The 12098-nt window shown below is 58.1% G+C and carries 12 protein-coding genes; 1 reads left to right on the top strand and 11 read right to left on the bottom strand.

Annotation, left to right across the window (positions count from 1 at the left end; translation table 11 throughout):
* Positions 1 to 130 precede the first annotated feature (130 nt).
* The 9 genes from BW686_RS18790 to BW686_RS18750 form a co-directional block, all read right to left on the bottom strand.
* Positions 131 to 874, bottom strand: coding sequence for a secretin N-terminal domain-containing protein (locus BW686_RS18790; RefSeq protein WP_084919019.1), 744 nt, complete (start codon positions 872 to 874; stop codon positions 131 to 133).
* 184 nt (positions 875 to 1058) lie between these two features.
* Positions 1059 to 1481: a GNAT family N-acetyltransferase gene (locus BW686_RS18785; RefSeq protein WP_084919018.1), complete on the bottom strand. Its 423-nt coding sequence runs from the start codon at positions 1479 to 1481 to the stop codon at positions 1059 to 1061.
* On the bottom strand, positions 1474 to 2640 hold the full coding sequence (locus BW686_RS18780; protein WP_084919017.1) for a ribosomal protein uL16 3-hydroxylase: 1167 nt from the start codon (positions 2638 to 2640) through the stop codon (positions 1474 to 1476). Before BW686_RS18780 ends, BW686_RS18785 begins: the two co-directional genes overlap by 8 nt.
* Before the next feature lie 60 nt (positions 2641 to 2700).
* Positions 2701 to 4071: an adenylosuccinate lyase gene (purB, locus tag BW686_RS18775; protein ID WP_084919016.1), complete on the bottom strand. Its 1371-nt coding sequence runs from the start codon at positions 4069 to 4071 to the stop codon at positions 2701 to 2703.
* A 132-nt stretch (positions 4072 to 4203) separates the two neighbouring features.
* Positions 4204 to 4824: a high frequency lysogenization protein HflD gene (gene hflD / locus BW686_RS18770; protein WP_084919015.1), complete on the bottom strand. Its 621-nt coding sequence runs from the start codon at positions 4822 to 4824 to the stop codon at positions 4204 to 4206.
* Complete coding sequence (mnmA, locus tag BW686_RS18765) at positions 4824 to 5954, bottom strand: tRNA 2-thiouridine(34) synthase MnmA (RefSeq protein ID WP_084919014.1); 1131 nt, start codon at positions 5952 to 5954, stop codon at positions 4824 to 4826. The genes hflD and mnmA overlap by 1 nt, the downstream gene beginning before the upstream one ends.
* Before the next feature lie 60 nt (positions 5955 to 6014).
* Positions 6015 to 6461 carry an NUDIX hydrolase gene (locus BW686_RS18760; RefSeq protein ID WP_084919013.1) on the bottom strand — a complete coding sequence of 149 codons (447 nt, stop codon included), beginning with the start codon at positions 6459 to 6461 and terminating at the stop codon, positions 6015 to 6017.
* A 62-nt stretch (positions 6462 to 6523) separates the two neighbouring features.
* Positions 6524 to 7429, bottom strand: a complete 906-nt coding sequence (locus BW686_RS18755) for a LysR family transcriptional regulator (RefSeq protein ID WP_084919012.1) — start codon at positions 7427 to 7429, stop codon at positions 6524 to 6526.
* On the bottom strand, positions 7408 to 7719 hold the full coding sequence (locus BW686_RS18750; protein ID WP_084919011.1) for a hypothetical protein: 312 nt from the start codon (positions 7717 to 7719) through the stop codon (positions 7408 to 7410). Before BW686_RS18750 ends, BW686_RS18755 begins: the two co-directional genes overlap by 22 nt.
* A gap of 10 nt (positions 7720 to 7729) precedes the next feature.
* On the opposite strand from BW686_RS18750, the gene BW686_RS18745 reads away from it, so the two are divergent.
* Positions 7730 to 8614 carry an alpha/beta fold hydrolase gene (locus BW686_RS18745; protein WP_084919010.1) on the top strand — a complete coding sequence of 295 codons (885 nt, stop codon included), beginning with the start codon at positions 7730 to 7732 and terminating at the stop codon, positions 8612 to 8614.
* A gap of 151 nt (positions 8615 to 8765) precedes the next feature.
* Here BW686_RS18745 and BW686_RS18740 read toward each other — a convergent pair whose 3' ends face one another.
* Both BW686_RS18740 and cspD read right to left on the bottom strand, forming a co-directional pair.
* Complete coding sequence (locus BW686_RS18740; RefSeq protein WP_084919009.1) at positions 8766 to 10991, bottom strand: NADP-dependent isocitrate dehydrogenase; 2226 nt, start codon at positions 10989 to 10991, stop codon at positions 8766 to 8768.
* Positions 10992 to 11637: 646 nt separating this feature from the next.
* A complete protein-coding gene (gene cspD, locus BW686_RS18735; protein WP_084919044.1) occupies positions 11638 to 11913 on the bottom strand; it encodes a cold shock domain-containing protein CspD in 276 nt (91 codons plus the stop codon).
* Positions 11914 to 12098 lie beyond the last annotated feature (185 nt).

Here is a 12098-nt window from a genome sequence, read left to right as displayed (position 1 = left end):
CAATCATGCCTCGGGGGGTGGGGGTCGTCAAACGTTTTGTAGTGCTTTTTTATGTTCACTACATATTTTCAGAATCAGACTCGTGGGTCACTAAAAGGCCCGCAGGTGCTGGCTTTCACGCCAGCCCGCGCTATTCAAGCGTTTCGACCTTTACGCGCAAAACCATGTCGTCTCGACCCTGCGTTGAATAGCGCTGAGCGATGCCGCGTTGATCGGCAATTGATTGACCACTATTGCTGGCCAGTGTGATCCATTCTCCCAGTCTGCCGCTGACCTGACTGTCGGTGCTTTGCACCTTGATGGCGTCAGGGCGCTCCTGGCTCATTCGGTCGTGATTGGTGCTGATCGTCAGGTGGACGGTATCGCCGGTCACGCTGGCCGTGACATAAAACCCTTGGGTAACGTTGCGATATTCGGTATTGCTTTGTGAATAGCCATACGAGTCAGTGGAGGATGAGGTCAGCGGTACGCTTTGGCCGACCTGGATCAGAGCGGGTGTACCTTCGCTGGTCTGCACTTGTTGCACGCCGCCTTCACGGCTGGCGGTCCCGTATTCGATCACGCGTGAGCCAATGGTGCTGCGAGTCGCGCTGTCACTGGTATCGACGCTGATCATCAGGCGCTTTGGTGCGGTGTCGAGCTGAGCGATCAAGGTGCGAAGTTCTTCGATCTTGCGAGACTCGGCGTTGATGATCAGTTGATTGCCATAAGCACTGACCGATCCGTCGGCCCCTAGAAAAGACTTGGCCACAGGCAGGAGGTCGGCACTGGTGCGATAGTTCAGCTGAACCACCTCAGTGGCGGCGAGCGTGCTGGCGCTGAAAATGATCAGCAATGAGGCAAGCAGGGAGTTGAGCAAGTGGCGTACGGGCATGGTCATTCTCCGCGATAAGCACGTAAAACAAGAGTGTGTCACGTTGTCGGCCGCGAGTGATGCAAGCTGAGCGGCCAGGCATGAAAACGCCCTGCCTTTCGCTGTTCAGTGTCAGTGACACCGAATGAAAAAGGACAGGGCGGGAATATGTAGTGCCTTGACGAACGCCTACATAATCAGGCGATCAGGCTTCACGCAGCATGTCGACATGAGGCAGGCCGGCCTCCAGAAACTCGTCGCTGACAACCTTGAAACCAAAACGCTGGTAGAACTCGACTGCTTGAACCTGAGCGCTGAGCTTTAACGTAGTGAGTCCGCGCTGCCTGGCTTCGAGCAGTACTGCGTCGAGCAGCATTTCTCCGACCTTCAGGCCGCGCCAGTCCTTGAGCACCGACAGCCTGCCGATTTCCCCGTCAGGCAACAGGCGTGCAGTTCCTATCGCGTAATCGCCTTCATACGCCAGAAAATGCACGGCTTCGGCGTCTTCGGCATCCCATTCCAGTTCTGCGGGCACTGATTGCTCAACGATAAATACCGACTCGCGTATGCGTCGGATGTCGGCGTTGTTTTTCTGCCATTGTGCGACAGATACAGTGACTTTATTCATCGGCAAATCCCAGGCTTCCTTGTTTTACGAGTTCGCAAAGTAGATTGCGCCCCTCGTCATCGGCCAACCATTGGCCAAGGTTTTCGCTGTGCAGCGCATCGGCTGCGCAGATAAGTTTGAGCAGTTCGCGCAGGCTGCCCGGCAAAAGGCGGCTTTGCCCGCTGGCAAATAGTAGCAGATCGTCATCAACCTCAGACCAGGCCAGCCTGGCGCTCGGGTTGCGAATCAGCACGGCCCCTTGGTCAAGGCTGTCGAGCAAGTCTTCTTCTTCCAGTTCCGGACCTGTTACCAGTTCCGGGTAGCGCGGCTCGGTCATGAACTGGCCGAACCAGGTCAGCAGCAGACGTTCGTCGCTCATGTGTTCTGTGAGCAATGCCTTGAGGCGGTCGAGCGCGTCATGCTGGATCTGATGAGGGTCGCTGACCGGCTGTGCATCAGCGTCGGTGTAGCGCTCTTCGTCCGGAATGAACTGGCTGAGGAAGTCGGTGAAGTGGGTCAGCACTTCGGCCGCGCTGGGTGCGCGGAAACCGACCGAGTAGGTCAGGCAGTCATCGACCGCGACACCACAGTGGGCCAGGCGCGGCGGCAGATACAGCATGTCGCCCGGTTCCAGCGTCCATTCTTCGGTTTTCTCGAATTCGGCAAGGATGCGCAGGTCCGCATGCTGCAACAACGGGCTTTCGGCATCGCACATCTGGCCAATCTGCCAATGGCGCTTGCCGTGGCCCTGAAGCAGGAACACGTCGTAGTTGTCGAAATGCGGACCGACACTGCCGCCGGGCGCTGCATAGCTGATCATCACATCGTCGATGCGCCAACTGGGCAGAAAGCGGAAGTTTTCCAGCAGTTCGCTGACTTCCGGGACGAACTGGTCCACGGCCTGTACCAGCAGCGTCCAGTCGCGCTCGGGAAGTTTGCTGAACTCGTCTTCGGCGAACGGGCCACGGCGCAGCTCCCAGGGGCGTTCGCCGTTTTCGATGACCAGACGTGACTCGACTTCTTCTTCCAGGGCAAGGCCGGCAAGCTCGTCCGCATCGATCGGGCTTTCGAAGCCCGGCAAGGCCTGACGAATCAGCAGTGGCTTTTTCTGCCAGTAATCACGCAGGAAAACCCGGGCACTGATGCCGCCGAGAAGTTGAAGAGGGATGTCAGGATTCATGTGTAAGCCCTTGAAATGAAAACGCCCGGCACAGCCGGGCGTGTGCAATGTTTTTGCGTGTCAGATGCGCTTGGCCTGAGCGGCTGCGTTACCGATGTAGTTAGCCGGTGTGAGCTTCTTCAGCTCCGCTTTGGCTTCGGCAGGCATGTCCAGACCGTCGATGAAAGTCTGCAGCGCTTCAGGGCCGATGCCCTTGCCGCGTGTAAGTTCTTTCAGCTTTTCATACGGGTTTTCGATGTTGTAGCGACGCATCACGGTCTGAATCGGCTCGGCCAGAACTTCCCAGCAGGCGTCCAGATCAGCGGCAATACGCTGCTCATTGAGCTCCAGTTTGCTGATGCCCTTGAGGCTGGCTTCGTAAGCAATGACGCTATGGGCAAAACCGACGCCCAGGTTGCGCAGCACAGTGGAGTCGGTCAGGTCACGCTGCCAGCGCGACACGGGCAGCTTGCTGGCCAGGTGCTGAAACAGGGCATTGGCGATGCCCAGGTTGCCTTCGGAGTTTTCGAAGTCGATCGGGTTGACCTTGTGCGGCATCGTCGACGAGCCGATTTCGCCAGCGATGGTGCGCTGTTTGAAATAGCCCAGAGAGATGTAGCCCCAGATATCACGATCGAAGTCGATCAAAATGGTATTGAAACGCGCAATGGCGTCGAACAGCTCGGCGATATAGTCGTGCGGCTCGATCTGCGTGGTGTACGGGTTGAAGCCCAGGCCCAGCTCGTCTTCGATGAACGCCCGGGCGTTGGCTTCCCAGTCGATGTCGGCGTACGCGGAAAGGTGTGCGTTGTAGTTGCCGACCGCGCCGTTGATCTTGCCCAGCAGCGGAACCGCGGCGATCTGGCCGATTTGACGCTCAAGGCGATAGACCACGTTGGCCAGCTCCTTGCCCAGTGTGGTCGGGGAGGCTGGCTGGCCATGGGTGCGCGACAGCATTGGTACGTCAGCGAAACGAATCGCCAGTTCGCGGATGGCATCAGCGGTCTGGCGCATCAGCGGCAGCATCACGGTGTCACGGCCTTCACGCAGCATCAGAGCGTGGGACAGGTTGTTGATGTCCTCGCTGGTGCAGGCGAAGTGGATGAACTCGCTGACCTTTTCCAGCTCTGGCAGCTTTGCAGCCTGCTCCTTGAGCAGGTATTCCACCGCCTTGACGTCGTGGTTGGTGGTGCGCTCGATCTCTTTGACGCGCTCGGCATGCTCCACCGAAAAATCTTCAGCCAGGGTATCGAGAATGGCGTTGGCCTGCGCGGAGAACGCCGGGACTTCAGTGATCTGTGGGTGAGCCGCCAGGCGCTGGAGCCAGCGAACTTCAACCATCACGCGGAAACGGATCAGGCCGTACTCGCTGAAAATAGGGCGCAAGGCCTGGGTTTTGCCGGCGTAGCGGCCATCAACAGGGGAAACCGCGGTGAGCGAAGAAAGCTGCATGGGATGCTCTCGGACAGTCGGGCGACGAAAAGGGGCGCGTATCATACATGAAAAGTCAGGCGGACCGGAGTCCGCTGACCCGCGTAGACAGCGTCGTGCCTATGGTGGTGAAGGCCATTGGTGCGCAGCGAATCAGCCGTGCAGCAATGGGTAGAGTTCTTTCAATAACTTGCGGCGGCTGAACACCAGTTGCCAGCGATGACCGCCAACTTGCCGCCACAGACGGGCGGAGCGAATACCTGCCAGCAGGATGGCGCGAATTTTGGATGCGTTATTCGGCTGCTGCAGGTTGCGCATGTCGCCTTGCACCTGAATGCGCTGGCGTAGCGTGCTCAGGGTGTCCTGGTACAGGGCGCCGGTCGCGGCAATCACGTTTTCGTGTGCCACACCAAAATGCTCGACCTGAGACTGAATCACCGGAATGCGCTTGCCGATCACTTCGAGCAGGTCGTCGCGTTTTGCCAGTTGCTGCTCGAGTCCGAGCATCGACAGGGCATAGCGCAGCGGTTCGCGTTGCAGCGTTGCAGGGTCGCGCTCCAGGGCGCTGGCCATAGCGCGATAACCCTCGTGCAGATTGAGGTCGTCACCGCCGTAGACCTCCAGCGTATCTTTCGGATCGACCACCAGCAGACTGCCGAGCATGCAGCTCAGGGCCGCTTCGCTGATCTGTCCGGTCTTGGCGATTCGATCAACCAGCACGGCAGCCTGGAATACACCGCCCAAGGCAATCAGTTGTTCCTGAATCGGGGTCATCAACGCTTGTCCTTGCTGGTCCAGGGTTCGGCGATTTCGATCACGCCGCCGCCCAGACAGATTTCGCCATCGTAGAACACCACGGATTGACCGGGCGTGACTGCGCGTTGCGGGTCATCAAATGTGGCGCGGTAGCCGTCAGCGGTTTTTTCCAGCGTGCAGGGCTGGTCGCTCTGACGGTAACGGACTTTCGCGGTGAGCCTGCGCGGGCTGCTCAGGTCGATCGGGTTGACCCAGTAGATTTCCGACGAAACCAGTGCGCTTGAAAACAGCCACGGATGGTCATTGCCCTGACCGACGATCAGTTCGTTATTGTCCAGGTCCTTGACCAGCACGTACCACGGATCATCGCTGGCGTCCTTCAGGCCGCCAATGCCCAGGCCCTGACGCTGACCGATGGTGTGGTACATCAGCCCGCTGTGACGCCCGATGACTTCCCCTTCGGTGGTCTTGATCTCGCCGGGCTGGGCGGGCAGGTACTGACGAAGAAAATCGGTGAACCTGCGCTCGCCAATGAAGCAGATACCGGTGGAATCCTTCTTCTTGGCCGTGGCAAGGCCGTGTTTTTCGGCAATGGCACGCACTTCCGGCTTTTCCAGTTCGCCGACCGGGAACAGCGTCCGGGCAATCTGTTCGCCGCCGACTGCATGCAGGAAATAGCTCTGATCCTTGTTGGGGTCCAGGCCTTTGAGCAATTCAGTGCGGCCATCGATGTCGCGGCGGCGCACGTAGTGGCCGGTGGCGATCAGGTCTGCACCCAGCATCAACGCGTAGTCAAGGAAGGCCTTGAACTTGATTTCCCGGTTGCAGAGGATGTCCGGGTTGGGCGTACGGCCGGCCTTGTACTCTTCAAGGAAATGCTCGAAGACATTGTCCCAGTACTCGGCGGCGAAGTTGGCGGTGTGCAGCTTGATGCCGATCTTGTCGCACACGGCCTGGGCGTCTGCCAGGTCTTCGCGAGCGGTGCAGTACTCCGTTCCGTCGTCTTCTTCCCAGTTCTTCATGAACAAGCCTTCCACCTGGTAACCCTGCTCCATGAGCAGTACGGCGGAAACGGAAGAGTCTACGCCACCGGACATGCCGACTATGACGCGCTTCATTTCTGAACTCGAGGGGGCTGGATCATGCATGGGGATTAAACGGCTGACCTGTAAAAGGACGCGATTCTATCAGGCTGAAGGCGTCGAGTCTCACGCCTTGTCGCGCAGCAGGTCGAGACTGAAATGTTCGCCATTGAGGTAATCGTCAAGGCAACGCATGACCAATTCGCTGCGCCAGCGTGTCTGTTGCGCCAGGAGTTCGTCGCGTGTCAGCCATACGGGGCCGACGATACCGTCATCCAGTGAGTATTCGGGGTGGTGGCGCAGGGCTTTGGCCGCGAAACAGATACGCTGGTAGGTCACGCCGTTGCTCGGCGCCGTGTAGAGGTAGATGCCCGTTACGCTGGTCAGTTCGACGTCCCAGCCGGTTTCCTCAAGGGTTTCCCGAACCGCAGCGCGCTGCAGGCTTTCATTTGGGTCCAGATGACCAGCAGGCTGATTGAGGACGGAGCGACCGCCTTTCATTTCTTCGACGAACAGGAAGCGACCCTGATCTTCTACAAGGGTGGCGACGGTAACGTGGGCTTGCCAGGTCATGAGAGGGTGCTCGTCGTGGGATTCAGTCAACCGTAACAGACGGTGTGGGAAAATTCTTTGCGCTAGCGCTGTTCGTCGTGAAGATCGCGGCGCAGGGCGCTGACGCAGAAATCCACAAAGGCATGCACTTTGGAGGACCCGCGGCGACCCTCGAGGTAAACCACATGGACCGGCTCCGGCGCGATTTCGAACGCGGCCAGCACGCATTCAAGCCTGCCGTCCTGCAAATATTCGCGTATCTGGTAGAACGGCACCTGGGTCAGCCCCCCGCCCTGCAGTGCCGCGCTGATGGCGGCCTGGTAGGACGTCAGGCTGAGCCTGGAGCCGACATCCACCGAATAGTCTGCGTGATCGACCCTGAAAGGCCAGCGGGGTTGACGTTCGGAGGTGGTGGTCGAGACGGTCGAATGCCGTCGCAGGTCGTCAGGGTGTTGCGGGACGCCCTGTTTTGCCAGGTAGGCCGGAGACGCGCAGACCATGCGCCGCACGCTGCCGACCGGTATCGCAGTCAGTGATGAGTCGGGCAGGGCGCCGATCCGGACGGCCACGTCGACGCCTTCGTCGAGCATGGACACCACTCGATCCACGAGGATGGCGCGCACTTCTATCGATGGGAACCGGTCGAGAAAATTCGTCAATACGGGCACGACATGCAGTGCGCCGAACATTTGCGGTGCTGTCACCGTCAGCAAACCTGCAGGAAGCGCGTGCAAGCCGGCTGCTGCGCTTTCGGCGTCGTCAAGGTCGGCAAGCAGCCGGTGGCAATCGATGGCAAACCGCTGGCCTGCTTCAGTGAGCCTCATATTACGGGTGGTGCGCACCACCAACAGAACGCCCAGGCGCTTCTCCAGACTGGCGATTGCCCGAGTCACGGTGGCGGTCGACAGGCCCGCCTGACGAGCCGCGCCGGCAAAGCTGGTCTGTTCAGCCAGTCCCGCAAAAAGCCTCATTTCCTGAATACGGTCCATCTGTCGTCTGCTGCCTGTAAAAACTTTCTTTGAAATCCTACCAGCATTTCAGAAATGGAAATGGTGAATTGATCTTTTAGGTGATTCTCTACAAATTTTGCAACGGCTAGGCTTGCGGTCAATTCATCAGGTCCGGTTTTTCGCATGAATAATTTTGATCCGCTCAATGAAAACGTGGTGTCTGGCGTCAGCAGGCGCAGGATTTTACAGGCCTCGGCGTTAGGCGCTGCCTCGGCGCTCGGTGCATCGCTGGCGAGCGCCGCCTCATCCAGTAAAAAGCCACTGTCCAAGGGAAATACAATGAATATTGATGATGCCTTCCGCGTCACGTATCGCACTCAAAAAGTGGGTGACGTGGACGTGTTCTATCGTGAAGCCGGTCCCAAAGAGGCACCGGTTCTTTTGCTGCTTCATGGCTTTCCGAGTTCCAGCCACATGTTTCGCGATCTGATGCCATTGCTGGCAACCCAATACCGCCTGATCGCTCCGGATCTGCCCGGTTTCGGCAACACTAAAGCGCCTCCACGCGGGCAGTTCGATTACAGTTTTGAAAACCTCTACAACGTGATCGAGGGGTTCACCGAGGCGTTAGGGCTGAAAAAATACGCGTTATACGTATTTGACTACGGTGCGCCGACCGGCTTCAGGCTCGCGGTCGCGAACCCGGAGAAGGTGACTGCAATCATCAGCCAGAACGGCAACGCTTATCTGGAAGGTTTCAGTGATCAATGGGGGCCTTGGCAGGCCTATTGGCGCGAGCCTACAGCGGCCAATCGCGAGGCGTGTCGCGCTTCGTTGTCACCGGAAACCATTCGTGACTGGCAGTACGGCACGGGCTCCGACCCTGAAAAACTTTCGCCCGACGGTTACAACCTGGACATTCTCTACATGTCACGGCCAGGTGCAGAAGACATTCAGCTGGACCTGATTCTGGATTACCGAAGTAACGTCGCCGCGTACCCCTCGTTCCAGGCTTATCTGCGTCACCATCAGCCTCCATTGCTGGCAGTCTGGGGCAAGCATGACCCGGCCTTCATACCGCCTGGCGCTGAAGCGTACCGCAAGGACGTTCCAGCCGCTGAAGTGCATCTTCTGGATGCAGGCCACTTTGCACTGGAAACACACGCGCCGGAAGTGGCCGAATACATTCGGGAATTTCTCTCGCGCACGTTGAAAAGCCAGTGAGCGGGATGAGGTGCGTCGCAGGGTGGCGTTCGGACGCCTGGAGCCAGGCGTGTAGCTGAGTTATTTCCCTGGATGAAAAAAATCCCCGGCACCAGGCCGGGGATTTTTTTGCGAAGCCGCGCATGATCAATGCACGGCGCCGGTTTGCCTGTTACAACGCGGCGATGGCTGCGTTGAACGTTGCGCTTGGGCGCATGGCTTTGCTGGTCACTTCTGCGTCAGGGAAATAGTAACCACCAATTTCCACGGGTTTGCCCTGAACGGCGTTCAGCTCGGCAACGATTTTTTCTTCGTTGTCGGTCAGGGTTTTGGCCAACGGGGTGAACTGCGCTTTCAGGTCCGCGTCGTCATTCTGTGCGGCCAGTGCCTGAGCCCAGAACAGGGTCAGGTAGAAGTGGCTGCCGCGGTTGTCGATGCCGCCGACCTTGCGCGATGGCGACTTGTTGCGATCCAGAAACTCGCCAGTGGCCTGGTCGAGGGTCTTGGACAGAACCAGCGCTTTCGGGTTGTTGTAAGCATTGCCCAGGTGTTCCAGGGACGCTGCCAGGGCCAGGAATTCGCCCAGCGAGTCCCAGCGCAGGAAGTTCTCTTCAACGAACTGCTGAACATGCTTGGGAGCCGAACCGCCAGCGCCGGTTTCGAACAGACCGCCGCCGTTCATCAGTGGAACGATCGACAGCATCTTCGCGCTGGTGCCCAGTTCCATGATCGGGAACAGGTCGGTCAGGTAGTCGCGCAGCACGTTACCGGTCACCGAAATGGTGTCCTTGCCGGCGCGGGTGCGCTCCAGGGTCAGCTTCATGGCGTCGACTGGCGAGAGGATCTGAATATCCAGGCCCGACGTGTCGTGGTCGCCCAGGTACTTGCGGACTTTCTCGATCATCACGCTGTCGTGGGCGCGAGACGAATCCAGCCAGAAAATGGCCGGGGTGTTGCTGGCGCGGGCACGGTTCACGGCCAGTTTTACCCAGTCCTGGATCGGTGCGTCCTTGGCCTGGCACATGCGCCAGATATCGCCGGCTTCGACGTTTTGCTCCATCAGCAGGTTGCCCTGGCTGTCGGTCACACGCACCACACCATTGGTCTGGATGTGGAAGGTCTTGTCGTGGGAGCCATACTCTTCGGCTTTCTGAGCCATCAGGCCAACGTTAGGTACGCTGCCCATAGTGGTAGGGTCGAAAGCGCCATTTTTCTTGCAGTCGTCGATGACGGCTTGATAAATGGTGGCGTAGCAGCGATCCGGAATCACTGCCTTGGCGTCGTGCAACTGACCGTCGGTGCCCCACATCTTGCCGGAATCACGGATCATCGCAGGCATCGATGCATCCACGATCACGTCGCTCGGTACGTGCAGGTTGGTGATGCCCTTGTCGGAGTTGACCATCGCCAGTTGAGGACGGACCGCGTAGACCGCTTCGATGTCAGCCTTGATTTCGGCCTGTTTCTCGGCGGGCAGGGCGCTGATGCGCTCATACAGGTCGCCGATGCCGTTGTTCAGGCTGAAGCCGATCTGTTTCAGCGTATCGGCGTGCTTGGTCAGCGCATCCTTATAGAACTCGGCGACGATCTGCCCGAACATGATCGGGTCGGAGATCTTCATCATGGTGGCTTTCAAATGCACCGAGAACAGCACGCCTTGCTTGCGGGCGTCTTCGATCTCGGCAGCGATGAAGCTGCGCAGCGCCTTGGCGCTCATGACCGAGCAATCCACGATCTCGCCAGCCTTGACGGCGGTTTTCTCTTTCAGAACGGTGGTCGTACCGTCTTGTGCAACCAGCTCGATCTTGACCGAGTTGTCGGCTTCGATCTGCGCTGCTTTCTCGCTGCCGTAGAAGTCACCGTTGCTCATGTGTGCAACGTGCGCTTTCGAATCGGCAGACCAGGCGCCCATTTTGTGTGGGTGCTTACGGGCGTAATTCTTGACCGACAGCGGTGCGCGACGATCGGAGTTGCCTTCGCGCAAGACCGGGTTTACCGCGCTGCCCTTGGTTTTGTCGTAGCGTGCGCGGGCTTCTTTTTCCGCGTCAGTGGAAGGGTTCTCAGGGTAGTCGGGAATCTTGTAGCCCTGATCCTGGAGCTCCTTGATCGTCGCCTTCAGTTGGGGGACCGAAGCGCTGATGTTAGGCAGCTTGATGATGTTGGCTTCTGGCGTAGTGGCCAGTTTGCCCAGCTCGGCGAGATGATCCGGCACGTGTTGATCGGCGCCAAGGGACTCCGGGAAGCTGGAGAGAACACGGCCTGCCAGAGAGATATCGCGTGTTTCCACGTCGATATCGGAGGTCGCCGTGAAAGCTTCGATAATAGGCAGCAGGGAGTAGGTGGCGAGGGCCGGAGCTTCGTCGGTGAAGGTGTAGATGATCTTCGAGCGGTTGGACATTCGTATTAACTCTCTGTTTTGCTGAACATGCACAAAATCTCGATTCGTGCAGGGTATGCACGTTTGCCCACAGTTCGGCCATGAGCCAGGTCGAGGTTTATTCGCGGTGATGTTGGGTGCGTCAGTCGAGCGTCAAGCTGTCGGGTCAGGTAGCGGCCCGACGCATATGGAAGGCTGAGGGTCAGAATTCAGACGGGTCAGCCTTGATGACTCTGCGGTCACGGCGCGAGTATATCAAACCATTGGCGCGAGGCATTAATGCTATGCGTGCTATCGAATGATGAATATCCGCCGATGGTCGAAGGTGTCGGGTTTCTGGCATGCATTTCGAATGCACAAGGTGCAGGATGCACGCCTGACGGCAGGTCGGGTCATTCAAGAGAGGGAGAGAAAATAGCGGCATAATTGTTGCGGGTTGTGACGCGATTCGAGCGGCGCAGTCGTTGCTACACGTTATGGTCGGGGCATCCGCGGTGCAATAACCGCTAATTCGACACCCTGGGGAGTCATGACGGTTTGAGGGAAAGCAGAACTGCAGCTTTCTCAAGGCCGGCACAATCTCATTGCGTACTGCCTGCAATGTTGCCAACTGAACCGACAATCGGGGTTCAGCTGTCGCCTGTCATACTATTTTGAACGGCAGGGCTCAAGCGTGTGCGTGTTCAGGTGCGTGCTGTTCTGTGGCGTGAGCATCTTTCGCCGGTTCGCCTGTGCGGGCTGTCGTCGAAGAGATATTCACCGCATGCAGTCCTTTCGGACCCTGAATGATGTCAAAGCTGACCGTCTGGCCGGCTTTTAGAGTCTTGTATCCGTCCATTTGGATGGCCGAATAGTGAGCAAACAGATCCTCGGTTTTGCCTTCCTCAAGTATGAAGCCATAGCCTTTTGCATTATTGAACCACTTGACTTTTCCGTTAAGCATCGCCATATCCCTCTGCAAAGGACTCCGTCAGGAGTATCATCCACTTCAATCCGCCTCACCAAAAATTTTGGTTGACTGCACGGACCCTTTTTACCCAATGTGGGCTCTATTGTTTGTAACACCGTTTAGCTGATAGTCAAGGTCATGCGGCAGTCCATTTGAAAACCGTCCAGACCGCGACTGGC

Origin of the sequence: Pseudomonas syringae, assembly GCF_002157375.1 — a bacterium.
GTDB lineage: Bacteria > Pseudomonadota > Gammaproteobacteria > Pseudomonadales > Pseudomonadaceae > Aquipseudomonas > Aquipseudomonas syringae_T.
The sequence above is the reverse complement of the archived record's forward strand: the minus strand, read 5'-3'. Positions and strand labels throughout refer to the sequence as shown.

Bases quoted from the DNA above. Each gene is read 5' to 3' on its own strand.
- BW686_RS18785 (WP_084919018.1), bottom strand. From the start codon at position 1,481: ATGAATAAAGTCACTGTATCTGTCGCACAATGGCAGAAAAACAACGCC.
- BW686_RS18760 (WP_084919013.1), bottom strand. From the start codon at position 6,461: ATGACCTGGCAAGCCCACGTTACCGTCGCCACCCTTGTAGAAGATCAG.
- hflD (WP_084919015.1), bottom strand. From the start codon at position 4,824: ATGACCCCGATTCAGGAACAACTGATTGCCTTGGGCGGTGTATTCCAG.
- cspD (WP_084919044.1), bottom strand. From the start codon at position 11,913: ATGCTTAACGGAAAAGTCAAGTGGTTCAATAATGCAAAAGGCTATGGC.
- BW686_RS18790 (WP_084919019.1), bottom strand. From the start codon at position 874: ATGCCCGTACGCCACTTGCTCAACTCCCTGCTTGCCTCATTGCTGATC.
- mnmA (WP_084919014.1), bottom strand. From the start codon at position 5,954: ATGCATGATCCAGCCCCCTCGAGTTCAGAAATGAAGCGCGTCATAGTC.
- BW686_RS18780 (WP_084919017.1), bottom strand. From the start codon at position 2,640: ATGAATCCTGACATCCCTCTTCAACTTCTCGGCGGCATCAGTGCCCGG.
- BW686_RS18745 (WP_084919010.1), top strand. From the start codon at position 7,730: ATGAATATTGATGATGCCTTCCGCGTCACGTATCGCACTCAAAAAGTG.
- BW686_RS18740 (WP_084919009.1), bottom strand. From the start codon at position 10,991: ATGTCCAACCGCTCGAAGATCATCTACACCTTCACCGACGAAGCTCCG.
- BW686_RS18755 (WP_084919012.1), bottom strand. From the start codon at position 7,429: ATGGACCGTATTCAGGAAATGAGGCTTTTTGCGGGACTGGCTGAACAG.
- purB (WP_084919016.1), bottom strand. From the start codon at position 4,071: ATGCAGCTTTCTTCGCTCACCGCGGTTTCCCCTGTTGATGGCCGCTAC.